A 26,306-nucleotide genomic window follows, 5' to 3' on the forward strand; every position below is an offset into this window, starting at 1 on the left:
ATGTCGGAACAAGACAACAAACTGAACATCACCCGTCGCGGGATGCTGGGGGCAACCGCAACAGGCGCCGTGCTGGCAGGGACCGGTCTGGGTTCAACCCTGATGACCGCGAAACAGGCCAGTGCTGCGGCCAATGCCAACCTGGAGCCCGGTGAGCTGGACGAATATTACGGCTTCTGGTCTTCGGGACAGACCGGCGAATTGCGCATCCTGGGCTTCCCGTCAATGCGCGAGCTGATGCGGGTGCCGGTCTTCAACCGCTGCTCGGCAACCGGTTGGGGTCAGACCAACGAGTCGCTGAAGATCATGACCGATGGTCTGCTGCCGGAAACCAAGGAATTCCTCGCCAAGCGCGGCATGAAAACCTATGACAACGGTGACCTGCACCACCCGCACATGTCTTTCACCGACGGCACCTATGACGGCCGTTATCTGTTCATGAACGACAAGGCCAACACCCGCGTTGCCCGTGTGCGTTGCGATGTGATGAAATGCGACAAGATCACCGAGATCCCGAATGCCAAGGCGATCCACGGTCTGCGTCCGCAGAAATTCCCGCGCACCGGCTATGTCTTTGCCAATGGCGAAGATGAAACTCCGCTGGTCAATGACGGCTCCGTGCTGGACGATCCGTCGCAATACGTGAACATCTTCACCGCGCTGGACGGCGATACCATGGAAGTTGCATGGCAGGTGATCGTGTCGGGTAACCTCGACAACACCGACTGCGACTATCAGGGCAAATACGCCTATTCGACCTCGTACAACTCGGAAATGGGTATGAACCTGGCCGAGATGACCGAGAACGAGCTGGACCACGTTGTTGTTTTCAACCTCGCGGAAATCGAAAAAGGCATCGAAGCCGGCGATTATCAGGAGCTGAAAGGCGTCAAGGTTCTGGACGGACGTAAGGGTCAGAACAAGAAATACACCCGCTACATCCCGATCCCGAACTCGCCTCACGGCATCAACACCGCGCCTGATGGCAAGCATGTCTGCATCAACGGTAAGCTGTCGCCCACCGTGTCGATCATGGATGTAACCAAGCTGGACGCCCTGTTCGAAAGCGATGCCGATCCGCGATCCTGCATCGTGGGTGAGCCGCAGCTGGGTCTTGGCCCGCTTCACACTGCCTATGACGGTCAGGGCAACGCGTTCACCACGCTGTTCCTCGACAGCCAGATCGTGAAGTGGAACATGGACAAGGCGATCCGCGCGTACGCGGGTGAGGATGTCGATCCGATCATCTCGAAGGTCGATGTTCATTATCAGCCGGGCCACAACTCGACATCGATGGGTGAAACCAAGGATGCCGACGGCAAGTGGCTGATTTCGATGAACAAGTTTTCAAAAGACCGCTTCCTGAACGTGGGTCCGCTGAAGCCTGAAAACGAACAGCTGATCGACATCTCGTCGGATGAGATGAAGGTGGTTCACGACGGGCCGACCTTTGCCGAACCGCATGACTCGATCATCGTTCGCAGCGACATCGTCAACCCGGTCAACGTCTGGGACCGCAACGACGTCACTTGGGAAGACGCCCGCAAACAGGCCGAAGCCGATGGCATCGATCTGGAAGAAGGTGCCGAGGAACCGATCCGGGATGGCAACAAGGTGCGGGTCTACATGACCTCGCAGGCACCGACATTCAGCCTTGAGAAGTTCACCGTCAAACAGGGCGACGAGGTGACAATCTTCGTCACCAACCTGGATGACGTGGACGACGTGACCCACGGCTTCTGCCTGGGCAACTATGGCATCGCCTTCGAGATCGGACCGATGGCAACCGCGTCGATCACCTTCACTGCCGACCGTCCGGGCGTACACTGGTTCTATTGCCAGTGGTTCTGCCACGCGCTGCACATGGAAATGCGCGGCCGGATGCTGGTCGAGCCGCAGGGAGCGTAACCCATGCGTTGGCCCCTGCTCATACCGCTCCTGCTCGGCTCGCCCCTTTGGGCGGCGGACTGGGATGTGCCCAACCGGGCGGGGGCCATCAATGAAACACTGGCGCAGGCGGCGGATGGGGACACCCTCCGCCTGAGCCCTGGTGTTTACAGCGAAACGCTGGTGCTGGATCGACCCGTCACAATCGATGGGCTGGGACAGGCCACCATTGACGGACAAGGAAACGGCAGCGTCATCACCGTGACCGGGCCGGGTGTGACCGTGCGCGGTTTGACAGTGATCGGTTCCGGCTCAAGCCATGAGGGTATCGACAGTGGCATCCAGCTGACCAAAACGGCTAAGGCGCCCGTGGTCGAGGATAACGTGCTGCTGGGCAACCTCTATGGCGTCGATATTCACGGGGCCAAGGACAGCATCGTACGTGGCAACCGGATCGAAGGGCGCCAAGACCAGCGGATGAACGACCGCGGCAATGGCGTCTATGTCTGGAATGCCCCCGGTGCAGTAGTTGATGGGAATGACATCCGGTACGGGCGCGACGGAATCTTTGTGAACTCGTCCAAGAAGAACACCTTCACCAACAACCTGTTCCGCGATCTGCGCTTTGCAGTGCACTACATGTATGCCGACAATTCGGTGGTCAGCGACAACGTCTCGATCGGCAATGATCTGGGCTATGCGGTGATGTTCACAACCAATGTGACCGTGGCCAACAACGTCTCAATCGGCGACCGCGAACACGGCGTGATGCTGAACTATGCCAACAAGAGCACCATCACCGGAAACGTGGTGAAAGGTGCCAAGGAAAAATGTACCTTCCTCTATAACTCGAACAAGAACGAATTCACCGACAACTGGTTCCAGGGATGCGGCATCGGCATCCATTTTACCGCCGGGTCTGAGCGCAACCGTATCGTTGGCAACTCATTCATCGGGAACCGGACGCAGGTGAAATACGTCTCGACCAAATGGGTCGAGTGGTCCGAAGGCGGGCGTGGCAATTACTGGTCCGATTTCGCCGCCTATGATGTGGATGGCAACGGCATTGCCGATGCCCCCTATCGCCCCAATGACAGTATGGACCATGTGCTGTGGACCCAACCCTCAGCCAAATTGTTGCTCGGCTCCCCTGCCGTGCAGTTGGTGCGCTGGTCACAATCGGCCTTTCCGGCACTGCTGCCGGGCGGCGTGATGGACAGCAGCCCATTGATGCAAGCCCCTGAACCCCCAGCTATGAAAAAGGTGCCTCATGACGGATAAGGCCCTGTCAATCGACCATGTTCTCAAGGACCGTGGAAAAACCCGCGTTCTTGACGATATCACCCTGTCCCTTGCCCCCGGTCAGCGCGTTGCGCTGCTGGGCCATAACGGCGCGGGCAAGTCGACCCTGATCAAATCTATCGTCGGCCTGACGCCGATCCATGGCGGAGCCATTCGGATCGGGGATGCCACTCCCGGTAGTGCTCAGGCACGGCGCGAGACGGCCTATCTGCCCGAGGCGGTGTCATTTCATCCCGCGCTAACCGGGCGTGAGCAGTTGACCCTGTTTGCGCAGCTTTCAGGCGCAAAAGCCGATGTGTCCGGTTTGCTGGATCGTGTCGGCCTGAGCGACGCTCTGGACCGTCGGATCGGCACCTATTCCAAAGGCATGCGGCAACGTTTGGGCCTGGCGCAGGTGCTGTTGGGCCAACCGAAAGTGGCCTTGCTGGATGAACCGACATCTGGCTTGGACCCGATTTCTCGGCAAGATCTTTATGCCATTATCGACGAACTGGCTGCCCAAGGCACCGCCGTTCTGATTGCCTCACACGCGCTGACCGAGGTCGAGGCGCGCACCGACCGGATCGCCATCATGCGCAAGGGTCAGATGGTCGCCGACGACACCCTGAACAATCTGTCGGCTCTGGCCGGTCTACCGATCCGCCTGAAGGTACGCGCCAGCGCCAATCCGGATGTGCTGGCCGCTGAACTGGGCGGCAGCCGGATCAATGGGGCATCCGTTGAATTGCTCTGCACACCCGAAGACAAGATGGAGGCCCTGCGCCGGATCGCTGGACTGGGCGATGCGGTCGCAGATGTGGAAATGACCCCGCCCAAGCTGGAAGATCTCTATCGCCACTACGCACAGGAGGATTTGCAATGACCCGCTTCCTCGCCATCACCCGCACAGAAATGCTGATCCTGCGCCGCAACCGCTGGCTGCTGGTCGCAACGCTGATCATGGTTCTGTTCGCGCTGGCGCTGACCTTTGCAGGCAGCGCCCCAACCGGCACGCTGGGGGTCGACATGTTGACCGTTTCGGTGGCCTCGATGACCACGCTGTCGGTCTATCTTGCGCCCCTGCTGGCGCTGATGATTGCCTTTGACGCCATCGCCGGCGACGTGGATCGCGGCAGCCTTTCGCTGCTGCTGTCTTACCCGGCCGGGCGCGGAGAAATCCTGTTGGGCAAGTTCTCCGCCCACCTCGCGGCGTTGGCCTTTGCCATGACCATCGGTTTCGGCACCGCAGGCGCAGTGGCCGCCTTTTTTGGCGGCGCGGGGCCAGAGAGCCTGATGGCGCTGATCCGCCTCATCCTCACATCCATCCTGCTGGGCGCTGTCTTTCTGGCGCTTGGATACCTGTTGTCCGCCCTGGCAAAGGGGGCCACGGCGGCAGCGGGTCTGTCGGCCGGGCTCTGGCTGGTTTTTGTCGTCCTCTATGATCTGGGCCTGTTGGGGGCTGTCGTCATGGACAAGGGCGGCACCTTCACCCAATCCGTCTTTCCATGGGTGATGGTGGCCAACCCGGCCGACGCGTTCCGTCTGTGGAACATCGCCGCAACTGAAGGCGTCGCGATGGCATCCGGCATGACCGGGGCCGCGCAGGCCCTGCCGGTCTGGGCTGCGCCCGCGTCGTTGCTGATCTGGCCGGTGCTGGCTTTTGCCTTTGCGCGGCTAGCGTTCCGGAGGGTTGAGCCATGAAACACCTCGCCCTGATCGCGCTGGTCGCGCTGGCGGCCTGCAAGGAAGAGATCGCTGAGGCCCCCGACCCGGTCGACCTGACCCCCGATGCGCTGAGCTATTTCTGCCAAATGAACATCGCGGAACATGGCGGGCCCAAAGGTCAGATTCATCTTGAGGGCTATCCTGCACCTTTGTTCTTTGCTCAGGTGCGCGACATGCTCGCCTATCTGAAAAGCCCCGAACGCGATGCCAAGATCACCGCTGTTTACGTCAGCGACATGGGTGTCGCCCCCAGCTGGGGGCAACCGGGCATCTCTAACTGGATCGCAGCCGATGGTGCGACCTTTGTCGTCGGCGCAGATGTCGCCGGAGGCATGGGCGCGCGCGAGGTCGTCCCATTTGCGAAACTCGACGAGGCCGAAGCGTTTATCCTGCGCTATGGCGGGTCCGCTTTGCCCCTGCCCGAGATACCCGATGCCGAAGTCCTTGGACCCGTCGATCTGGACTTGATTCTGGAGCCCCCCGCATGACCGTTTTGACCCGCCGTCGCTTCCTGACCATCTCAGCCGCCTGCGCCGCCATGCCCGCAGCCGCCAGCAGTTCGGCCCAATGGCGCGGCATCGCGCTGGGCGCACCTGCAAGCCTGCGGCTTGAAGGCCTGACGGGTGTACAGGCCGCGCCGATCTTTGCTGCGGTCGAGGCCGAATTGAACCGGCTTGAGGATATCTTCAGCCTCTACCGACCACATTCGCAGATCCTCCAGTTGAACCGCACCGGTCACTTGAATGCACCTGCGCCTGAGCTGCTGGAGGTGCTGAGCCTGTGTTCCGCGCTTCACGAAGCCTCGGGCGGGGCGTTTGATCCGACGATCCAGCCGCTGTGGCTGGCGCTGGCCAGCGGAGCGGAGAATCCAAGTGTGGAACGCGCGCACGCAACGATCGGATGGAACAACGTGCATGTCGGTTTGGATGAAATCCGCCTGCCATATCCCAGACATTCGGCGATCACGTTGAACGGGATTGCGCAAGGTGCGATCACCGACCGGATTGCTGCTTTGCTCCGGTCCTTCGATCTGCGCGATGTATTGGTGGATATGGGTGAGGTCGCCGCTCTTGGCCAGCGATACACTAGCGAACCATGGCGCGTGGGGCTGGCCGCCCCCGATGGCACGGTGGCCAAACGAATCAGGCTTCAGGATCGAGCTGTCGCAACCTCAGCGCCCGGCGGTACGATGTTACAGGGCAAACATGGCCATATCCTGAACCCGAAAGGGCACAAAGTTACGCGACACGCAGTATCAGTATCCGCACCTCAGGCTGTTGTTGCCGATGGACTATCAACCGCCCTTTGCCTGACTCCGGATAGCGGAGCAAACGCGCTGGCGTCGCGGTTTCCAGGGGCGAAAATCGAGATGCTACTCTGAGCCACAAGAGCGGCAGGCACCTCAAAAGTATCTAGCGCTCGCTTTGGGGTGCCCCGTTATGGTCGGGATATTCACTGAAGGGTTTTGTTGGAGAACCATGTTCGCCAATGTGAATTGATTTTGACGGCTGGCCAGTGAGATGGAGGGGTTTGCGCCCATCAACGAACCGCAGTGTATTGATGCTTTAGCCAAGTCCCCTGAGGAGGCACTCCAACAGCGAACTATGATTTCATCGAGTGAATATTGCAAGCGCGGTGACTATTATAGAAAGTTCCACTAACCGCCCTTAAGCGTCTAATAGGGTTAAGTTTTTTCATACACTTTTTACTCATTAAATGCGTCTAGTAGCAGATTGTTGGCGCATTTCCTCAAATATTTGCATCGATCCGAACGAAGGCGCTGACCGCTTGAGGCGGACGAAGATCAGTAGATCTGCACGATTACAACCTACAAAGCTCCGAAATCGCGCGAATTGTTAACGCAATGTTAACGATGCGTTTTCGATCCATTCAAAGACATTCCGGCATACTAACAGTATGTTATGTCGCCGATGATTATACGGCACCTGCCAAACTTTCTAGATTGGAAGACCCGATGTTAAACTTCTCTCTAAACTTCACGGTTGCCTCAATTGGGATTTTTTCTGGCTTTCTAACAATATATGCTTTTTTGTGATCGGCTCAGGAACTGATGTTCGAACCCTCAACCCCAAACAGTGCAGCCGTAAATGCATACCGGCTGAAACGTTCCAATTCGGAATATGACGTAGCGATGTGGGCAGCTTGCGCTTTAATGGCGCTGCACAAAGACGAGCCAGCCGTGTTGCGAGAATATGCATGTCTCTGGGCGAGCAGAGCGAAATTAGACGGATCAAAAAGAAGTCAGTCAGAGCAGACTTAATATGGACAGAGAGAGGTATCCAACATAAAATTCAAACTCTGAATATTTGACCACCTGCCTAACGTATCTAGCGTAGTAGGATGGAATACCCGCCAATCTACGCATTGTTTTTGATGAGTTGGTCTGGATCGCACGAACCAGAACCCCAGTGCAATCTGCCGGATGTGTCCGGGGGATGGTCAAACCTCTAGCCAGTTCCGGCGCTGAACGCTGGCGGGTCTTTGGGTAGAATACTTGGATGCTCTAAGCCAAAGCTGGGCTGTTACGAACTCGTTGCAAATGATGAACAGCACCGTATTCCGCGCCCATCATCAAGAAGCGGGCGCAAATCTGGGGTTCGGTGGCTAGGTTTTGGCCACTCAAAAGCGTGTGATGGGAAAACAGTCCGCTGAACTGTTTTCTGGACCATCGACCACATCGCGGCAAATATCCACTTCTTCGTCAATGTGACCTAGGCTGCAGTCAATACCTGCAAGGCATCTGCTTAGCTAAAGTGAGGTAGCCCTAGCAAGGCGTAATAGATTGGTTACAATCCGCAAAGACAAGTGACTGGCCGGTGCGTCTGGTGGTCGATCCCCCAATTTTTTTGTTAATCTCTCAAAATTCTAAGAGGTTGCCAAATTATTGTTCGTTCTGGCATTCGTCTCACAAGCAGTCATCATATCTTTCCTCGAACAGGAATTACGAAGGCTTTCCAGGTAAAATGTCGTGCCAATCGACACCGATATTCAGGCACAATGTGAAAACAGCATAAGACGCCAATATACAGCCACCTAATGGAAGAATGTCCGATTGAGCATCAGAATCCAGCCTTTTTCAAACCTTCGACAAAATGCTGCGTATCGTCGGGCAGGCGGTCTGGTTGAACCTTGGCCCAGCGCGAGAGTGAGAAATTGGGATGTGCCGCGCGGTGTTTGTCAGCGATCTGGCGGGCCATATCCAGTTCGCCCTTATGAGCGTAGCTGGCGGCCAGCACGCGCTGCCCCTCGGTCGGGTTGTTCATCTTGTTCACGCAGGAGATCACATCGTCGTACCGCTTGAGGTTGTAATAGGCTCCACCCAGATGCCACAGGTACTGATCAGGGAAATACGGGTTAAGGCGCATTGCCTGTTGCAGATGCTTGATAGCAGTATCGTTATCTCCCCAATGGGCCAGTGCGTCGGCGTAGTCCGAATGCATATCCGCGTCATTGGGGTTCAGCTGCAGGGCGCGCTTGTAGGATTCGATCGCGGAATCGAACTCTTTTCGATATAGCTGTACATAGCCCAGCTCTCCAAACCCGCGTGCATCGGTCGGGTCGAGTTCTACGGCGCGTTGGGCCAACGATAGTGCCTTGTCGAGCGCGCTGTTTGGGTCTTCAGTCCAGGAATAGCGCCAATCAATGTTCAACGTACGCGACAGGGCCGCCGCAGCCCGTGCATAGCCGCCGTCACGCTCAAGAGCGGATTCATAGCAATGCTGCGCCTTGCGGTTATCGTTGCGTGTGTACTTTAAGATATGATGCTGCCCCTGAAGGACAGACCCATAGGCCTGCAAGTCTGACGGGATCGCCTGTACCATGCGCTTTTTTTCATGCGACTCGATCATCACTGCGGTGGCTGCGACAATGCATTCAGTCACTTCATCCAGAATATCGAATATATCGTCGAGCTTGCGGTCAAACCTCTCGCCCCAAATGGTGCGTTCAGTGTTGGCGTCAATCAGCTCGGCCGTGATCCGGATTCTGCTGGATGATCGGCGCACGCTGCCGCGCGCGATGTAGCGCACGTTTAGGCGCCGGGCAGCTTCTTGAGGCGACATTGACTGGGTTTTGAAGAAGAAGGACGAGTTTCGGGCGATGATGAACAGGTTCCGGAACTTGGACAGGTTCATGATGATGTCATCGGTTAGCCCTTCGGCGACCCAGTTATCATCTTCCTCACCACCCTGACTGGCAAACGGCAATACCGCAACCGAGGGGATATCGGGCCGTTCGAGCACCTCCAACTGCATCTCAGGACGCAAGGTGGCGGCCATTGTGGCTCCTTCGACCTCGGTTCGAACACAGTATGTCGCGACCGGAGACATGATGTTCTTGAGCTGTTTGGGGCCAAGGAATTCATAGCCATAACGCAGCCGGTTGCGGATCTGCTCATAAACGGCCGCACTGACATAAACCCGCTCGGGCTCGGCAATCTCTTGCAGGCGGGCGGCGATGTTGACGTTGTCGCCGTGGATGCCACGTTCATCCATCAAAACCTCGCCCAAATGAACGCCCGCACGGAATTTGATGTGCTGGCCGTCTGGCCGCGTCAGATTATGCTCGGCCGCAATTCGATGCAGTTCGATGCTAAATTCAACCGCGCTGGTGGCCGTATCAAACAATGCAAGAATGCCGTCGCCGCGCACTTCAATGATTTTGCCCTGATATTTCGAGCAAGTCTCTTCGAGCTGGAACAAAAGAGATTTCAACGCGTTATACGTGTCCATCTCGTTCTCACTCATCAGGCGGGAATAGCCGACAACATCGGCAAACAGCACCGCCCCGAGCTTTTGTCTGATTGAAGTGTCCGAACTGGTCGTATTCACTGGGTGCACTCAACTGCGTGGTCTCGTCGAATCCGACAAGAGCATTTTAACAATATTCCAAGCAAAATTCGCATCATTTCAAGTAGCAGCACTGCATTCAGGTGGCCAGGACATGCCTGTTGCCCCAAAACTGACCACCGTTTCCCGGCCCAGTTCCTGTGCCAACACGTTTCGACGCTCAACCCAGTCCTGTTGCAACATACCGACGACCACCATGTCGTGAAACTGCCCGTCCGCGAACCATGCCTGCCGCATCTTGCCTTCGATCTGGCAACCCAATCGACTGATCAGATCGCGGCTGCCGTGATTGTCGGCCCGATAAAAAGAAGTTATCCGGTTAAGTCCTAATTGCTGAAAGGCAAAATCTAACATCAATGCAACAGCTCGCACCGCCACGCCCTGACGCCGCAATGACTTTTCTACAAAAACCGGAACAACCGCATCCCGATTGAAGGGTGAAATCGATTCGAGACCAACCACACCGACCGCATCTCGATCATCATTTTCAATCACAAACCAACATTTGTCCTCTCTGCTAGAAATGCCAACAGCGCCTTCCCAAGAGTGTTCGGTTTGCGTCAGATTTTGCGGAATTCGCGTGGTTCTGTCGAACAGAGCTAGGTCTTGAACATCCTGAAACCAGCGGGCCACGATCTCAAGATCAGCCTTTTCCAGAGGGCGCAGCTTGAACTGCCGGTATGAGGTATCGGGCAAAGGAAACGACCTCCTGAAACAAAATGAAAAAATTCTATGCGTGCGATACTAGCACAAATATCCCAGAAACAAGAAAGGGTTATTCACACAAGCCTGACGTCGGCTGCGACCCGCTGAACGGGGCAACCAGTCAAGTCCGAAGAATGTTTGAATAGTGCGAGCGAAGACCTAATCAGCGCTTCTCGGCCCGGATCAGGAAGATGTTGCGTAGGTAGATCGACAAACCCATCGACTGGCCCAGAATAAACACTGGATCACGGCGATAGATCGCATAGCTGAGAAGTATCAGCCCGCCGCCAATCGAAAGGTACCAGAAGGCCATCGGTATGACCGATTTCTTTGCGCGTTCTGATGTAATCCACTGAACGATGAAACGAGCGCTGAACATCAATTGACCAGCCAGACCGATGAATACCCAAAGGGCCTCGGTTGGGCTGTCGACGTGCAGGATTTCCAGAATGGTTTCTTTCACGACCGGTTTGCCTCGGTTGCTGAAACAGATTTGGCGCGGCGGGTCAGCCAGACAACGCCGAACAAATCCCAAATGCCAACCATGGCCCGCCCGAAATTGGTGTATTTTGACTCACCGGTCATGCGCTGCTGATGCGCCACATCAACCAGTGCAACATTCCATCCGTAGGCTTTGAACAGCGCTGGCAGGTATCGATGCATATGGTTGAAAAACGGAAGATCGACGAACGCCTGCGTTCTGAACGCCTTGAAACCGCAACCCGTATCGCGGGTACCGTCTTTCAGCATCCAGCCCCTCAAGGCATTCGCAAATCGCGAGGCGAGCTTTTTTGATGCGGTATCTTTCCGACCGACCCGTTGTCCCGCCACAAGACCGACCTGCGCATCATCGCCAGATACCAGCGGCGCCCAGATCTTGGGCAGTTCTTCTGGCGGGTTCTGTCCATCGCCATCCAGAGTGCAACAGATATCAGCGCGCGCGGCCTTGACGCCAGAATGGACAGCGGCACTTTGCCCACCTGCCGTTTTATGCCGTAGGATGCGCAACTGCGGGCATTCTTTCTGCATCTCCTGCAGCGCCGCAAAGGTACCATCGGTCGAACCATCATCAACCGCGATGATCTCGAACGCAGGAAGATCAGAAGCGGCGTCGCAGATCCCTTTCACCAGGTCCGACACGGCACCCTGTTCATTGTGCATCGGAATCACAACCGAAACACTGGGTCGGCTATCAGCACTGGCATCGGTTTCTGCATGCATCGGGATAAACTTTTCTTGAGTCAGTTACATGGGCTTTTGATTGATCGGCAATGAAAATTCAAGTGGGGACCGCGAGCAAGGCCATTTATCAGCGTCACCTTGCAGAACGTGACGCGAGGACCGATATTTGGCTCTAACACAGTCCTGCTCAGCATTATCCGGTTCGCTTTCCACTAACCATCCGCGTTCATTCCGAGAGGTCCTTGATCCCGCTTGCCGACCAGTAGACCAGTCCTTTGACGACTGTTGGCTCTGATACGAGGCCCACAAATTCAGGCGAAAGCTCTGCAAGCTCAGCTTGGGTGCACAGACCCCGCAGCGGGCCGTCGGTGTAGCCGAATTTTTCCAGATACCGCTGCAGTTGTAGCCTTCGCAGATAAATGAACCGCTGACCATTTGATGCATAGACTGAGGCTGCGCCAGGAGGGACACGCATATTGCGATCGCTTGCACAGATCAACAAGGTTTCATCAGGTTGCAACCGGTCGCCAAGCGGCCTCAGAATTTCAGACTCGTGCACGCCCAGACGCAGGCGCCCTTTACCCAGATCCGTCGCCGCGCGATCTTTGAACGGACCGCCCGCAAAGTAACACAAAGCCAGCGCCACGCCCATTCCAGCCCATTGCAGACGTTTGACCGAAAACAGCAGCCCGGTCGCGCCCACCATCAACATTGGCAGGATAAGCAGCGTGTACCGTGCGTATACTTTCCCTGATGCCGCCCACATCATGAGCACGAAGAATACCGCGGTACCGGTTGCTACCAGCAACCTCGGCCGTTTCTGCAAGAATGGAAGCGCAAACAATCCGACAAAACCGAAGATACGCAGCCAAGGCTCGCCAGCAATGATCAGATCATATAGCTTTCCAAGCCCCCGGTCGCTGAGAGAAGGTCGAAACCTGTCCAGCATCTCGCCTTTGATGTTGCCATCCAGCGAACCATCAAAAATAAAACGGATTTCCTGCAATATTGGCCAGGCAAAGGCCAGCGGCACTGAGATTGTCAGCATCCGCCGAAACTTTTTGTTGCGCCAAATTTCGATAGGAGGATCAGGCTGCCATTTCTTTGTTATTTTTAGCGTCAGAAAAGCCAGCGCTAGAAAAGCCAGCGGCGTCGGGCTTTTCTGAAACGCAGCCAGAACAAGTGTTGCGCCAAAGAGGGGCCAGTATTTTGGTCGCTCAATTGCCGCGATTAGTGCTGCTATACTGAGCGTCGAGAAAAACACGGCCCCCATATCCAACATGGCAGAGGTAGCGTGTTGCCAAAACTGCAGGGAACTGGCCACCAGCACAACAGGGGGCAACATGGCCCAGCGGTTTTGTGGGATCATAACGCGCGCCATAACAGCAGTCGCCAACAGAACTCCCAGTGCGAAAATCATCGAAGGCAGCCGCAGGGCCAAAATGTCGGCAACACCGAATTCCATCAACAGCGCTGACATCCAGTACTGCATCGGCGGTTTCTTCAGACTGGGCGCGTTGTTTGAGTACACCGCCAACCAGTCATCGTTCCGGGCAAATCCAGTACTGCGATCGTAGGTGTAGAACTCATCATAGTGATAAATATACCCGACCCCGAGATCATTCAGATGCCAGGCCCACACGACGGCAATCGCCAAAGCGGTGACGAAATAGGGAAGCGTGTTCTTCCAATTCAAAGCATTGACGGTCATACTGTTTTCAGCCCCATCGCGCGGTGGCGGGTCTCAGGTAATTGTTCAGTCAGGCCACACAGGGTGCCACTATCTAATCCGCGTGAACTATTGCCTGGTCATCTCAAGAGCAAGGGGTTTGTTGCTCGGACAACGCTTGAACGCGCTGGTCGAACGGGCGAAAACGGCAACACAATTCAACGTTCTGATGAGATCATATTATTATTAATTAACATATGTTTATGAGAGTTCAAGAAACGTATTTCAATCTGGGATTCGTCTATTACCTAAGGCTGGGTATGACCGCTAAGGGGCCATGATGGTTGTAGGTTCCAGCTGGTTCAGTTGGGCCGTCAATTAACATTCCGTGAAATTAGCGGCATGTTCATCAGCTTTGTTTCTTCCGAAAATCCTCAATTCTGATACAAATGCAATTATTCGAAAGTGAGATCGCAATGAATGCACTAACCAGAATATCGCGAGGGATCGGTGTCGCCTTCAAGGACGGCAGAGTAAAGGGACTTTTGGCCTTTACGGCTGGCATGATCCTTTGGGCATCGGTGTTTTATCATTATGTCGAAGGCTGGAGCTGGCTCGATTCCATCTATTTTTCTGTCGTGACGATTTCGACTGTGGGATTTGGTGACTTTTCTCCGGAAACCGCGGCGGGGAAGATCTTTACGATGATCTACATCATCGTCGGCCTGGGTATATTTGTGACCACGGCAACCACTGTGGCGGATACCATTTTATCCCAGAACGATGAAAAATCAGAAAAATAAACCTCGTAAGATTCGACCCACAAAAAGTCATGCGCCATCGCTTTATTGCCAGAACAACTAAAGCGCTAATCCGGATCCAACTGTGTCTTCAGGCCACTGTAAGATCTTTGGTAGATTATAAATATACATATCGAGTTTTTTGAGTGTAATGTTGAGATAACAAATAGTGGAGGGATGGAATGGAAAAGACCCAGGACGCAAAGATTGTCGATCTAGCGATACGATTGCTTTTTCTCGGATTATTCCTCTACAGCGCCCTGGTCATGGTGGCCCCGCTTGCAAGCGTGGTTATCTGGGCAACGATCCTGTGTGTGGCGCTTTACCCGGCATTTGATTGGCTGCAGTCCAAGCTGGGAGGTCGGAAAAAACTTGCCACGACGATCTTGGTTTTGTTGGGCCTTGTCCTAACCCTCGGGCCAGTCGCAACTGCGGTGTCTGGTGCCGCGGAACTTGGATCTGAATTCGCGGAACAAGCAGACAAGGGTGAATTAAAGATTCCACCGGCACCCGAAGGCCTGAAAGAAATACCGTTGGTCGGGGGAAAAATTGCCGACGTGTGGGGAATGTTTGAACGGAACCTGGATGGTGCGCTTGCCAAATACGGTGCGCAAATCCTTGAGATCACCAAATCGCTCTTCGGAAAAGTGCTGGGCATCGGTATCGGACTACTTGGCTTAGCTCTGTCCGTGTTGATTATGGGGGCGTTGTTCAGCCCCGGGCCAAATTTGGTCCAGGGTCTTCAGCGCTTTGCAAACCGTGTTTTCGCCCCGCGCGGTGGAGAATTCGTAACATTGGCGGGCGCAACAATTCGGAACGTGACAAAAGGCGTGATTGGCGTAGCAGCCATTCAAGCTGTCTGCGTTTGGATACTATTGGCCTTGTTTGGGATCTCTTCGGCTGCCACTCTCGCATTTATCTGCCTGATCCTCTCGATTATCCAAATCGGGCCCGGATTGGTTCTTATACCAGTTATTATCTACGCATGGAGTTCCATGTCCGGCGGTACTGCCTTGATCTTCACCCTATTGGCCGTTCCCGTCATGATAATGGACAGCTTCCTAAGACCCGTGTTCATCTCAAAAGGCCTTGAGACTCCTATGTTGGTCATCCTCATCGGTGTTCTCGGAGGTATGATGGCGTACGGTTTGATCGGCGTCTTTATGGGGCCGGTTCTCTTCGCTGTCTTCTATGAACTGTTCAAGGTTTGGATTGATACCTCACCCGAAGCCGAGAGTGCCGCTGAAGGAGCGGCGAAATGAGAAAGACGATTTGGACCACGCTGACCGTTATTCTTATCTTCTTAATCTGGTACCTGGTCGCTGACCGAAAAACGCCATTTACCGGGAATGCCCGAGTAAAAGCAATTGCGACACAGATCGTTCCACAGGTCACCGGTACAGTCACCGAAGTTCTTGTCGAAAACGGTCAGGTCGTATCAGCCGGTGATGTTCTGGTTCGAATTGACCCAAGGCCCTACGAAAATGATCGCGACAAGGCCGAGGCTGATCTTGAGGCAGCCACGCAGGAGGTGGGTGCATCCTCGGCAGAGGTGAGCGCTGCACAAGCCAAGCTGGCAAGGGCACAGAGTGATCTCGACACGATGCGCATTCAGACCGAGCGTGTTTTTGCGCTTGAAAAGAAAGGGTTGATTGCGATTTCAAAGGCCGATGATGCGCGTGGGCAACTGGCAGAATCCGAGGCAAATTTTGAAAACGCCAAAGCGGATCTGGAAAAAGCCAAACAGCGGTTGGGCGACGACGGAATTGACAACCCGAAAATCCAGCGCGCGTTGGCTGCCTTAGCGGATGCAGAGCTTAATCTCGAGTGGACAGAACTGCGTGCTCCGGCGACAGGCGTCATATCCAATTTGTTGATCGCACCTGGAACATATGCGCGATCTGGTCAGGACCTATTGACGTTTCTGGACGCAACAGACGTTTGGATCGAAGCGTATTTTACCGAAAACAACCTTGGTCGGGCTTCGGTAGGATCACCTGTCGATGTGGTACTGGACATGCATCCCGGCCAGATTATTCCGGGCGTGATCGAAAGCTTCAGCGCAGCAGTCTCACTGAGTGGTGGGGATGAGCCCGGCCAGTTGGCCAGCCCGCCCAGCACCAAAGGATTTCTTCGCGAGCCTGAACGCTTTCCAGTCCGGATCGTATTGCCTGGCTACGAAGCCGGGGATGCCGAAGACGACTTGCGCTTCCAACTTAATGGGCAGGCCGACGTTATCATGTATCTGAGCGAAAACAGTCTGTTGAACGTGGTAGGTCGGACCTATATCCGTTTGGTATCAATCCTGTCCTATGCGTACTGAGGATCGAAATTCGGTCGTACGCCTGGCACTCGGCGTCACCGGGGTATTCTCCTTGGGCTTATTTCTGGGGTGGCCACTTGCGGTGGTAGGAGCGGTCTTCACCGCACTGTTTCTTCAGGCGCCCGCTGCTTTGCCCTTGGCAGCTTTTGCAAAGCTCTTTGTCTTCTCGATCGGGCTGATGTTCATTTCATTCCTGCTGTCGTCAGTCTTTGCCCCATATCCCGTGGTGTTTTTGATTCTAGTTGCCATTGGGATCATCCTGTCTTTCATGTGGTCCGTTTCAGGTGCAGGCGTCCTGCCTGGTGTCATAGCCCTCATGGGTGCATTGATGATCCCAAACCTTGTTCTGCAGTCTCAGGATCTGGCATTGGTGCTTGTATTTTGGATACCGTTGAACCTGCTATTTGCAGGTTTCATATCAACGCTGATGTTTGTGTTGATACCCGCTGCCCCCCCCACAGCGGCACAGAAAAAGACCAATACTTCGCCTGACTTTGACCTGCATCGCCGGATCGCCAGAATGTCGCTTGTCACGGTTCCGTTCGCGATGGCGTTTTTTGTGTCCGGCGCTTCAGCCCTGTTGGTCCTATTCTTTGTCGCGCTTCTTAGCCAACAACTTGCAGCCATGCCGTCGATGGGCAAAACGGTGGCCAAAGCCATGCTAACGGCTAATCTCCTCGGGGCGGCGGTTTCAATCATCTGCTATGAAATAAACGTAATAGCTCCGGTTATTCTTACCCCAATTTTGTTGGGTTTTTTCATTTGCCTGACACTCGGAGCGCTTGGCAAATCGCAGGTCCCGCTCGCCGCTGCTGCAGGTTCGGCATTAACAACGGTTCTGATCGTTTACGGTGGTTCGATCGCTCCGTTTTCCGATGAGGCTGACGTCAAGAGCATCACAAGAGTATTGCAGGTCGCCAGCGCGGCCATTTTCGTGATCATCGCATATGTCGTGGTCGATGAGTTTTGGCCAGAACAAGAGCGCCGTGCAGCTCAATAGAATGTGTTGCAAAAGTGCTTTGATCTAAAACCAGTGGCGTCACCAACTTAAACCTTCTGCTCTGTTCATTTGGCCTGAAAACCGTTCAGGTCGGTCGGTTTGCGGTGACTTAAGCACTCATAGGTCGTCGCGAAAGCTAAACCGGTTCTTCGATGTGTGTCACAATTCGGGGTACAGGAAGCATCTAACTGATAGAAAGCGCAGTATTTGTATGAATAGTCTGGCGACCCCGGCAGGATTCGAACCTGCAACCTGCCCCTTAGGAGGGATGCGTTCATAGCGCTATTCCTTTTGTGATTTCTTACTGTTGGGTGCTTGTACAGTGTCATCCTGTACGTGGTTTGTACGAAAACGGGCCCTAATGTCGGCCTCATCGGTCTCTGCGTGGGCATAAATCCGCATGGGCAAATTGGGGTCTGACCAACGTCCAGCCTTGGCTGCTGTGACGGGATCGACGCCCTGACGGACAACAAGCTCCGTGAAGAACCCGTGCCGCCCTGCCGGGTGGGCTGAAAGGTACGAGATGCCCGCGCGTTTGCAGATCGTCTTCCAGCGCGTGTTGTAACCGGTGGAGCTCCCATAGCCGAAGATGCGCGCCTTCATGAGCTTGCCGGTCTTGCGGTTCTTGGGACGTTTGGGAGGCAGCGCGAGTAGCTCGTCCATCATCTGAGGCGAAACGGTGATCCAGCTTTCCGGATGCCCCTTCTGAGCTTTCACGCGGACTTTGTTTTCGTGCGGCCTTAGGTCATCGGGCTCCAAGGACACGGCTTGATCAATCCTTGCAGCCGTCTCAAACATAAAACGCACCAGTGCGGCATTGTATGGGTCGGCGGCACGACAAAATGCCTCGATCCATTCCTTATCAGCTGGTGTGCGCTCGACGCGGCTGAGCTTCCCTCGCCGCTTGTCCTGAGCGATCCGCTCGAACTTGTCGTAGGGTTTCACGCGGATCAGCGGCGTGCCTTCCAGCTCATGCGCGTTGTTGATCACCGCACTCGCGGGCGTCACGATCTCGCGCCACCAGGTATCCGTCGACGCTTTGGGTTTCAGCTTCGGCCCAAGGCTTTTCAGTAACGCGCCAGATATCGCACCTAACGACAGGTCGCCGATCACTTCGACAATCGGGATCAACTGCTTCGCCGCCTTCGGGGACGCGTTGTAGAGCATGATTGCATCAGAGAACGTCTTGCTCGGTTCGTCGCCCACGACATAGCGACGGATCTGACGTTCGGTCTCATGGTTTATCCAGTCCCGTGCGCCCTCTTCTGTAGATGCCTTAGTGCTTCGCCGGTATGGGCCGGCGATTGGCCTGCCGTTGTATTCGATCCACCCCTTGGCCCAGTAGACACGGCCCCTCTTGTAAATTTGGAGCGGCATGACTGGCCTCCTTCAAAAATCGTATCAATCTGCGCGGGCGTGATCAGCATGGTTCGCCCAAGGCGATAAAATGCACCCGTCTCATTGGCGCGTTCACGCAACGTGCGTTCTGAAATATCGATCCCCATCCCGGCCATAACTTCGACCCACTGCGCGGGTGTTTTCCCGAGCCCCAGGATCTGCGAGCTGTCTGAATAGTTGGTCTCTGCCATTTCACTCGTCCTTGTCCACTTAAGTTGAGTCAGCGACACGCATGGAATCGCTTGTTCTGCACCTTCTGACGTGGTCAGATGTGATTAACTGTAAATGTTCGTCATTTTTTGCAAAGTTCGCGAATTTCGACGAAGTAGTCAATTGGAAAATTCAGATGCCGCAGAAACATGCTGATCTTTTTGCTGCAATGGGTGCTCGTCTCACCATTGCTCGCAATGAAATCGGCTTCTCACAAGCGGCCATGGCGGAAGCTATCGGTGTCTCACCGCGCGCGTATCACAGCTACGAAAAGGGCCAGCGCGGAATGCCTGTAGAGGCCTTGGTCGCGATGGGTGAGCGGTTCGAGGTGGACGTGCCCTGGCTACTTCTGGGCACCAAATCCATTCGGGCGGGGCATGACTTCGAAGCCCTCAAACACATTGAAAGCTCGCTGGATCAGCACCTCACCGATGAGGGCATAAGAATCAAAAGTGAAAAGCGCGGGGCCATCGTCACCCGTTGGTATCAATCGCATGTCGAAGGTCGCGAAGTGACGGATGACGACGTGCACACATGGATCGAGCTGGTAAGGGAGTAATCTGGTGAACAAGGCAAGCAAACGCTGGAACATGTTGCGGCACTCAGTCTTGGAGCGTACCCGCCGAGAGGTGATCGAACCCTTTGGGCCGCTTTACATAATCTTGCTTGGAACCAGCGTCTTCTATTTGATTGGTTTGGGCCAACTATCGTTGGCGCAACAGCCTGCCGAATACTCGGTGTTTGCTGCCATCCTGATTTTTGCGATCGCCGCAGCTGGCTTGGCGCTTCCATTTTTGACAGGTGCGGTACTGACCCTACGCGCGGCCGATCGAAAACTGGAACGTCTTCAACGCGGGTGATGCGATGGCCTTCGGTATCTTCATCCATCGCAGCGACTCGGTCTACGAAGACATTCCCTCGGAGCGGTATCAATTTCCAAAGCAATACCTCTCGCGTGCCCAACAGTGCGAAGGGGACTGGATCGTCTACCTGGAGCCAAGCAAGGTCAAAGAGACCAAAGGCTATTTTGCTGTCGCTAAGGTCCAGGAGATCATTCCGGATCCTAGGAAACCGGAAATGTTCTTGGCGGTGATTAAGCCGGGGACCTATCTTGATTTCGGCGACCCTGTTTCATTCCGAGACGAGAATTCAGTCATCGAAAGCGGATTGCTGAACGATCAAGGCAAGATATCTGGACGCGCGCAAGCTGCGGTAAGAACCCTTTCAGCTGAAGACTTTGCCCGAATTGTCGAACGTGGTCTTGGACGGGACGAGGACATCCTGCCTCGCGTTGGTGACTCGATGCAGCTGCCAGGTTTTCAAGACGCGCAAACACCTTTCCGACACATGCCCGCACGGGAACGCGTCAACCAACTGACCAACCGGGCGGTTCGCGATCGTAATTTCAGAAAGAACGTCCTGCGCGCCTACGGCGAGCGCTGCGCCATCACTGGTTTACGTCTGATAAATGGCGGTGGCCGAGCTGAAGTGGAAGCCGCTCACATCAGACCTGTAGAGCATGACGGACCCGACATCGTCAGCAACGGGCTCGCCCTGTCCGGAACCGCGCACTGGATGTTTGATCGCGGTCTCGTTGGTTTAGCTGACGACGTGACAATTCTGGTTTCCCGTCAGAGCAACGACATCGAAGCCGTGACGTCGATGATTAACTCGTCCGGCAAGATCTTGGTGCCGGACCGCCTCGCCAACCGGCCAAGGGCAGAGTTTGTAACCTGGCACAGAGAGAACTGTTTCAAGCATTAACGATACTCAGTGCGGACCTTGGTGCAAAACGCAGCTAACGGCCGGAAAGAGCCCAAACTCACCAATGCTGCGGCCAGGATCAAGGGACGTGAACTGGTGTGAAGCTGCCATTCGAACTTGCTGGCCATGGGTGGGTGAGCGAGAGATTGCGGTCCGTTTAATCCCATAAAAGCTTCTCTCGGCGGCAATCAACTTGGGGCAGGAAAAGCCTGCCTTCGATACCATTCGCCCAAAATCGAAGCGAGATGGACGCAGAGCATAAGGGCGAAATACGACGTTTCGCTCGGCTCTGAGGCTCCGAAAGCGTGGGGTTTGACTCCTGCGCTGTCAAAAGAATCCTTGACCAGTTCCAGTATCAGCACTAGTTGAAATGAAATGACGTTTTGTCTAATGAAACGTTAAGGCAAAAGATGATGGGATCGCCCATGTCGCGGACCCGCAAGCCAACCAACAGTTAGGGAGGAGCCTGACATGACGAAAGATAACGGAAAATTGACGCTCACTGCGGGTCTCGTAGCCGGTAGTCTGGTCATTGCCACGTCTGCCTTCGCCGAAGGCGAGGTGGTGTTTTCGTCCTGGGGAGGTTCATTCCAAGATGCGCTTCGGGAGTCCATGCTGGACCCAGCGGCGAAAAAGCTGGGTCTTACCATCAAAGAAGACACGACAAACGGCATTCAAGACGTGCGTGCGCAGATCACTGCGGGTGCGGTTGCTTGGGACATTACCGAACAGGCGTTGTCCGACTGTGCCCGTTTGAAGCAGGAGGGGGCGCTGGAACCCATCGACTATGGCGTGGTCTCGACCGATGGCATGCCGTCCAGCCTTGTGGACAGCGAGTGGGTTGGCATGCTGACCTATTCACTGGTCATCGGCTGGCAAGCAGAGAAGTTTGGTGAGAACGGCCCACAGTCCTGGGCGGATTTCTGGAACACCGAAGCCTACCCTGGGACACGCGCGATGTTCAACTCGGTGTCGCATGCGCTGGAGGCGGCATTGATGGCGGATGGTGTCGACCCGGCGGATGTAAACACCGCTCTGCGGAGTGAAGGCGGCGTAGACCGGGCCTTTGCCAAGCTTGAGGAGATCGCGCCCGATATCACGGTCTGGTATCGGGGAGGCTCGCAAGCGGCGCAGTTGATGGCAGATGAAGAGATTGACTTCATTCATATCGGCAACGGCCGCGCAGAAGCGCTGAATGCCGATGCAATAACGGTTGGGTATACCTGGAACCAGGCCACGACCGACGCGGATTGCCTGTTGGTACCCAAGGGCGCGCCAAATCGCGAAAACGCCATGCGGGTTCTCAATGAGATGCTGTCGGCCGAAGCGCAGGCGCGCATGGCGGTGGCCATCTCCTACGGCCCTGTCAATGCGCATGCATTTGAAACCGGGCTGATCTCGCCCGAACTGGCAGCCAAAAACAATGCCGCCCCTGACAATATGAAGACCCAGGTGGTTATTGACGCAAGCTTCTACGTCGAAAACTTCGCAGAACTGCAAGAGCGGTTTGACACTCTGGTTCAGCAGTAGGCCCAAATTGATGCGCTCCAGTCCTTCATCCGATCCGGCAGAACCTTTGAACGTCCTTTTCGTTCATGGCTGGGCGTGCGGGTGGCAGGATTGGAGCGGTGTCTCCCCGCTCCTTCCAGACAGTGCCCACATTGGGCTTGCGAAGCTTCCGGGATGCCCCGATGCCGTGCCGCTGGGGGGAGCGATCAGTCTCAGCGACTGCGCGGCCCATGTGATTGCCCAGGCAAATGATCTGGGTTTTGATCGCTTTGCCCTTGTCGGGCACAGCATGGGTGCCCGGATTGCCATCGAACTGGCTGCGACTTGGCCAGGACGCGTCTCTCATCTTCTTTTGCTGGATGGCAGCAACGTTCCTGAAGACCCCGAAGAAGCCGTTGCGCGTCTGGCAGAGCAGCTTGCGCAGCTTGGTCAGAAAGGATGGGCGGAGGCGGCAGTCGGTGGGATGATGGTCAACAACCTCGATCCAGATCAAAAACGTGATATTGTGAACCGGGCTGCGCAATATCCGGCAGACGTTTTGAAGGCGTATTACCATGCGATGGCTGCATGGGATCGCGATAAATTTGTTCCGGCCATCGACCGGCTCACCTGCCCGGTCACAATCCTGCAATCAACGTCGCTGGACGAACACGAAGTTCGCCGATCGGCGACGACCCACCCCGCATCGCTTTGGCTGGATGCCTTGCGCGCGCGGGTTCCCGGGGCGGTGATCAAGTTGGTGCCGAATACCGGCCATTTCATCATGTACGAACGGCCGCAACTGATCGCCGACTGGGTGGAAGAGACATTGCAAGTCAACCACGGCGTTCACCACGAAAAACCCAACCAAATAACGAGAGAATATCAAGGGAGAAACTGACATGAAAAAAGTAGAGAGAAAACTGTCGCTTGCGACCAGCCTCGTTGCCGGCAGCCTGGCAATGGCTGCGCCAGCCTTCGCCGAGGGCGAGGTGGTGTTTGCATCCTGGGGCGGGTCCTTTCAGGACGCATTGCGCAGCGCCATGCTGGAACCTGCCGCCGGCGCGCTGAATGTCACGGTCAAGGAAGATACCACAAACGGTATTCAGGACGTGCGCGCACAGATCACAGCGGGTGCCGTCGCCTGGGATGTGACCGAGCAGGACTTGCCCTCGTGTGAAACACTCAGCCGTGAGGGCAGCCTTGAGCCGATTGATTACTCGATTGTCGACACAACGGGCATCCCCGAAGAGCTGATCCACGAAAACTATATCGGCTTCATCAACTTCACCAAGGTGATTGCGTATCGCAAGGATGCCTTTGGCGACAATGGTCCGTCCAACTGGGCAGAGTTTTGGGATCTGGAAAACTTCCCAGGCAAGCGCGGCATGCACGGCAAGGTGAACTACAACCTTGAGGCCGCCCTTATGGCCGACGGTGTGCCGATGGCCGATATCTACGACACATTGGCCACGGACGAAGGCAAAGCGCGCGCCTGGGCCAAACTGGGAGAGATCGCACCAGAGGTCACCGTTTGGTATCGTGGCGGGTCGCAGTCCGCGCAGCTGCTGCGTGATGGAGAGGTGGACGTGATCCACATGGGCCATAACCGCGTGGAAAGCGTGATCGCATCCGGCATTGAAGTCGCCTATGCCTTCGATGGAGGGACGATGGATGTCGACTGTCTGCTGGTGCCCAAAGGTGCCCCGAACAAAGACAACGCCATGCGCCTGATCAATGAGCTGCTGAGTGCCGAAGCGCAGGCACGGCTGGCGGTCACGATGCCGCTGGGCCCGGTGAACACCGGTGCGTTTGACACTGGTATTATCTCGGGAGAAATGGCGGTTAAGGTCAACACCCATCCCGACAACTACGGCAAGCAGCTTCTGGTCGATCCGAACTTCTACATCGGCCAGCTGGGTGAGTTGACTGAAGAGTTCGACACTCTGATCCAGCAATAATCCATCTGGGCGCAGCGCATTTGGCACTGCGCCCACTTTTCAAGTCAGGAGCTAGCATGTCCTCTGCCACCCAATCCCTTCCCATCGACATATCCAGCCTGTGCAAAGCCTACGGATCAGTCAAAGCGCTCGATGATGTATCGCTGAATATCGCTGCAGGCGAATTTCTGACACTGCTTGGGCCGTCGGGCTCCGGCAAAACGACGCTCCTGATGGCGCTGGCCGGATTTGTGCGTCCTGATGGCGGGTCGATTCGGTTTGGCGAACGCGAAATGATTGCAACGCCGCCGCACAAACGCGGCCTTGGCATGGTTTTTCAAAGCTATGCGTTGTTTCCATTCATGACGGTGGCTGAAAACGTAGCCTATCCGTTGAAAATCCGCGGAGTTTCCAAAAGCGATCAAAAGACCCGCGCCGAGCGTGCGCTGGATACCGTACAGCTGGGCGGCTATGGGGATCGGCGCATCACCCAATTGTCCGGCGGCCAAAGACAGCGTGTGGCTCTGGCCCGCGCCATGGTTTTCGAGCCGCAGATCATCCTGATGGATGAACCCCTGTCCGCGCTCGACAAAAAGCTGCGCGAGCACATGCAGATTGAATTGAAGGCGCTCCATCAAAAATTGGATGCAACCATTGTCTATGTAACCCATGACCAGCGCGAAGCCCTGACGATGTCGGATCGCATTGCGGTGGTCAATCATGGGCGGATCGAGCAGGTCGAGACCCCTGAGCGGCTGTATCGCCAGCCTCACAGCTTCTTTGTGGCGGATTTTATCGGTGAATCCATTTCGGCGCCGGTGAACGTGGCCAATAATACGGCGCATCTTGGCGAACGCGTGCTGAAATCCGATTTGCCTATTGCTCCGGGGAGCGGCGGCCATCGCCTGGTGATCCGGCCTGAGCTGCTGGAGGTCACCTCAGGTGCTGTGCCTGAAACAGCCAATGATTTGTCCGGCCGGGTCGACGCCATCATTTATCAAGGCGACAGCGTGCTGGTTATCGTTCAGCACGACAGCGCAGGCCAGATCAATGTGCGCGTCCCTGCCAATCGCGCGGGCCAGACGGGTCTGCCTTCCAAGGGAGAGAAAATTGGCCTGGCCCTGCATCCCGAAGACACGATCATCGTACCGGAGAATGTATCATGAGCATCGCCGAGTCCTTTGGGGCCGCTCAGACGCTTCGGAACGCAAGCACGCTCAAATCCGAAGAGCGCCGTGAACGCCTGACGTTTTTGGGGCTTTCGATGCCCGCGGTTCTCGCAATTCTGATTGTCGTGTTTCTGCCGATTTTCTGGCTGTCTTCGCTCTCATTTTACAATGCGGCGGGTGAGTTGAGCACGGAAAACTATGCGCGTATCTTTGAAAGTGCTTTGTATCGGCGGACCTTTGTTGTCACCTTTCAGATCAGCATCGCCGTGACGGTGATTTGTGTCCTGCTCGGATATCCGCTGTGTTACTGGCTGACCAGGATGCCGAACAGAACGGCTGCCATTTTAATGGTTTTCGTGCTGGTCCCGTTCTGGACGTCGGTTCTGGTGCGGACCTACGCCTGGCTGGTGCTGTTGCAGCGCAATGGCATCATCAATTCGTCGCTGATGTCGCTTGGCATCATCGAGGAACCGCTGCAACTGGCGCACAACCTCACGGGATCAATCATTGGCATGGTACATATCATGCTGCCGTTTCTGGTTTTGCCGCTTTACGCCACCATGCGCAACATCGACACCGACCTGGTTCGGGCCGCCGTTGGGCTTGGCTCCAGCCCGCGCGGCGCATTCTGGCGGGTGTTTTTCCCGATGTCCTTGCCGGGCCTTTTTGCCGGCATCGTGCTGGTCTTCATCCTGTCACTTGGGTTCTTCGTCACACCTGCTTTGCTGGGCGGTGGCCGGGTGCAGATGCTGGCGCAGCGGATCGAAAGCACGATCACAGTCTATTCCAATTGGGGGGCTGCATCCGCCCTGGGCGTTGTCCTGTTGCTGCTGGCACTGGCGATGATCTGGCTGATGAACCGTGTGTTCGGTCTCGACAAACTCTTCATGCGCTAAG

General features: G+C 55.5%; 24 protein-coding genes. 18 read left to right on the top strand and 6 right to left on the bottom strand.

Annotation, left to right across the window (positions count from 1 at the left end):
- The 6 genes from nosZ to ACR0IU_RS17830 are packed head-to-tail and all read left to right on the top strand — an operon-like array spanning position 1 to position 6,274.
- Positions 1 to 1,908, top strand: coding sequence for a TAT-dependent nitrous-oxide reductase (gene nosZ, locus ACR0IU_RS17805; RefSeq protein ID WP_170587422.1), 1,908 nt, complete (start codon positions 1 to 3; stop codon positions 1,906 to 1,908).
- 3 nt (positions 1,909 to 1,911) lie between these two features.
- The gene (locus ACR0IU_RS17810) at positions 1,912 to 3,168 is read left to right on the top strand and encodes a nitrous oxide reductase family maturation protein NosD (RefSeq protein ID WP_480717185.1); all 1,257 of its coding nucleotides are present in this window, start codon (positions 1,912 to 1,914) and stop codon (positions 3,166 to 3,168) included.
- Positions 3,158 to 4,051 (top strand): ABC transporter ATP-binding protein, encoded by an 894-nt coding sequence (locus ACR0IU_RS17815; protein ID WP_480717186.1) that lies wholly within the window; start codon positions 3,158 to 3,160, stop codon positions 4,049 to 4,051. Before ACR0IU_RS17810 ends, ACR0IU_RS17815 begins: the two co-directional genes overlap by 11 nt.
- Positions 4,048 to 4,869 (top strand): ABC transporter permease, encoded by an 822-nt coding sequence (locus ACR0IU_RS17820; protein WP_480717187.1) that lies wholly within the window; start codon positions 4,048 to 4,050, stop codon positions 4,867 to 4,869. Before ACR0IU_RS17815 ends, ACR0IU_RS17820 begins: the two co-directional genes overlap by 4 nt.
- The gene (locus ACR0IU_RS17825) at positions 4,866 to 5,381 is read left to right on the top strand and encodes a nitrous oxide reductase accessory protein NosL (RefSeq protein ID WP_480717188.1); all 516 of its coding nucleotides are present in this window, start codon (positions 4,866 to 4,868) and stop codon (positions 5,379 to 5,381) included. Before ACR0IU_RS17820 ends, ACR0IU_RS17825 begins: the two co-directional genes overlap by 4 nt.
- Positions 5,378 to 6,274, top strand: coding sequence for an FAD:protein FMN transferase (locus ACR0IU_RS17830; RefSeq protein WP_480717189.1), 897 nt, complete (start codon positions 5,378 to 5,380; stop codon positions 6,272 to 6,274). Before ACR0IU_RS17825 ends, ACR0IU_RS17830 begins: the two co-directional genes overlap by 4 nt.
- 1,699 nt (positions 6,275 to 7,973) lie before the next feature.
- Here ACR0IU_RS17830 and ACR0IU_RS17835 read toward each other — a convergent pair.
- The 5 genes from ACR0IU_RS17835 to ACR0IU_RS17855 all read right to left on the bottom strand — a co-directional run bounded on the left by ACR0IU_RS17835 (position 7,974) and on the right by ACR0IU_RS17855 (position 13,359).
- A complete protein-coding gene (locus ACR0IU_RS17835; protein WP_480717190.1) occupies positions 7,974 to 9,743 on the bottom strand; it encodes a tetratricopeptide repeat protein in 1,770 nt (589 codons plus the stop codon).
- Between the two features lie 78 nt (positions 9,744 to 9,821).
- A complete protein-coding gene (locus ACR0IU_RS17840) occupies positions 9,822 to 10,457 on the bottom strand; it encodes a GNAT family N-acetyltransferase (RefSeq protein ID WP_480717191.1) in 636 nt (211 codons plus the stop codon).
- Positions 10,458 to 10,629: 172 nt separating this feature from the next.
- Complete coding sequence (locus ACR0IU_RS17845) at positions 10,630 to 10,929, bottom strand: lipid-A-disaccharide synthase N-terminal domain-containing protein (protein ID WP_010443061.1); 300 nt, start codon at positions 10,927 to 10,929, stop codon at positions 10,630 to 10,632.
- Positions 10,926 to 11,687, bottom strand: a complete 762-nt coding sequence (locus ACR0IU_RS17850; RefSeq protein ID WP_480717192.1) for a glycosyltransferase family 2 protein — start codon at positions 11,685 to 11,687, stop codon at positions 10,926 to 10,928. The genes ACR0IU_RS17845 and ACR0IU_RS17850 overlap by 4 nt, the downstream gene beginning before the upstream one ends.
- A 187-nt stretch (positions 11,688 to 11,874) precedes the next feature.
- Positions 11,875 to 13,359, bottom strand: coding sequence for an ArnT family glycosyltransferase (locus ACR0IU_RS17855; RefSeq protein WP_480717193.1), 1,485 nt, complete (start codon positions 13,357 to 13,359; stop codon positions 11,875 to 11,877).
- Between the two features lie 434 nt (positions 13,360 to 13,793).
- On the opposite strand from ACR0IU_RS17855, the gene ACR0IU_RS17860 reads away from it, so the two are divergent.
- The 4 genes from ACR0IU_RS17860 (at position 13,794) to ACR0IU_RS17875 (ending at position 17,440) form a co-directional block, all read left to right on the top strand.
- Positions 13,794 to 14,120 carry a potassium channel family protein gene (locus ACR0IU_RS17860; RefSeq protein WP_170471240.1) on the top strand — a complete coding sequence of 109 codons (327 nt, stop codon included), beginning with the start codon at positions 13,794 to 13,796 and terminating at the stop codon, positions 14,118 to 14,120.
- Between the two features lie 179 nt (positions 14,121 to 14,299).
- The gene (locus ACR0IU_RS17865; RefSeq protein ID WP_170780137.1) at positions 14,300 to 15,379 is read left to right on the top strand and encodes an AI-2E family transporter; all 1,080 of its coding nucleotides are present in this window, start codon (positions 14,300 to 14,302) and stop codon (positions 15,377 to 15,379) included.
- Complete coding sequence (locus tag ACR0IU_RS17870) at positions 15,376 to 16,440, top strand: HlyD family secretion protein (RefSeq protein WP_170780136.1); 1,065 nt, start codon at positions 15,376 to 15,378, stop codon at positions 16,438 to 16,440. The genes ACR0IU_RS17865 and ACR0IU_RS17870 overlap by 4 nt, the downstream gene beginning before the upstream one ends.
- Complete coding sequence (locus ACR0IU_RS17875) at positions 16,430 to 17,440, top strand: DUF2955 domain-containing protein (protein WP_480717194.1); 1,011 nt, start codon at positions 16,430 to 16,432, stop codon at positions 17,438 to 17,440. Before ACR0IU_RS17870 ends, ACR0IU_RS17875 begins: the two co-directional genes overlap by 11 nt.
- Positions 17,441 to 17,722: 282 nt before the next feature.
- On the opposite strand, the gene ACR0IU_RS17880 is transcribed toward ACR0IU_RS17875, so the two are convergent.
- Positions 17,723 to 18,817 (bottom strand): tyrosine-type recombinase/integrase, encoded by a 1,095-nt coding sequence (locus tag ACR0IU_RS17880; protein WP_170361263.1) that lies wholly within the window; start codon positions 18,815 to 18,817, stop codon positions 17,723 to 17,725.
- A 367-nt stretch (positions 18,818 to 19,184) separates the two neighbouring features.
- Between ACR0IU_RS17880 and ACR0IU_RS17885 the strand changes: the two genes are divergently transcribed.
- From ACR0IU_RS17885 to ACR0IU_RS17920, 8 genes are all read left to right on the top strand, one after another.
- Positions 19,185 to 19,607, top strand: a complete 423-nt coding sequence (locus ACR0IU_RS17885) for a helix-turn-helix domain-containing protein (RefSeq protein ID WP_170361359.1) — start codon at positions 19,185 to 19,187, stop codon at positions 19,605 to 19,607.
- Between the two features lie 4 nt (positions 19,608 to 19,611).
- Entirely contained in the window at positions 19,612 to 19,908 is a 297-nt protein-coding gene (locus ACR0IU_RS17890; protein WP_170361261.1) for a hypothetical protein, read from the top strand.
- A gap of 4 nt (positions 19,909 to 19,912) precedes the next feature.
- On the top strand, positions 19,913 to 20,812 hold the full coding sequence (locus tag ACR0IU_RS17895; RefSeq protein ID WP_170361259.1) for an HNH endonuclease: 900 nt from the start codon (positions 19,913 to 19,915) through the stop codon (positions 20,810 to 20,812).
- A 471-nt stretch (positions 20,813 to 21,283) separates the two neighbouring features.
- Positions 21,284 to 22,342 (top strand): ABC transporter substrate-binding protein, encoded by a 1,059-nt coding sequence (locus ACR0IU_RS17900; protein WP_170361257.1) that lies wholly within the window; start codon positions 21,284 to 21,286, stop codon positions 22,340 to 22,342.
- A gap of 10 nt (positions 22,343 to 22,352) precedes the next feature.
- Positions 22,353 to 23,201 (top strand): alpha/beta fold hydrolase, encoded by an 849-nt coding sequence (locus ACR0IU_RS17905; protein WP_170361255.1) that lies wholly within the window; start codon positions 22,353 to 22,355, stop codon positions 23,199 to 23,201.
- Between the two features lies 1 nt (position 23,202).
- The gene (locus ACR0IU_RS17910; protein WP_170361253.1) at positions 23,203 to 24,261 is read left to right on the top strand and encodes an ABC transporter substrate-binding protein; all 1,059 of its coding nucleotides are present in this window, start codon (positions 23,203 to 23,205) and stop codon (positions 24,259 to 24,261) included.
- Positions 24,262 to 24,317: 56 nt separating this feature from the next.
- Positions 24,318 to 25,406: an ABC transporter ATP-binding protein gene (locus ACR0IU_RS17915; RefSeq protein WP_170361251.1), complete on the top strand. Its 1,089-nt coding sequence runs from the start codon at positions 24,318 to 24,320 to the stop codon at positions 25,404 to 25,406.
- Positions 25,403 to 26,305 (top strand): ABC transporter permease, encoded by a 903-nt coding sequence (locus tag ACR0IU_RS17920; RefSeq protein ID WP_170361249.1) that lies wholly within the window; start codon positions 25,403 to 25,405, stop codon positions 26,303 to 26,305. The genes ACR0IU_RS17915 and ACR0IU_RS17920 overlap by 4 nt, the downstream gene beginning before the upstream one ends.
- Position 26,306: the final 1 nt, after the last annotated feature.

This window comes from Ruegeria sp. CL5, assembly GCF_056536485.1.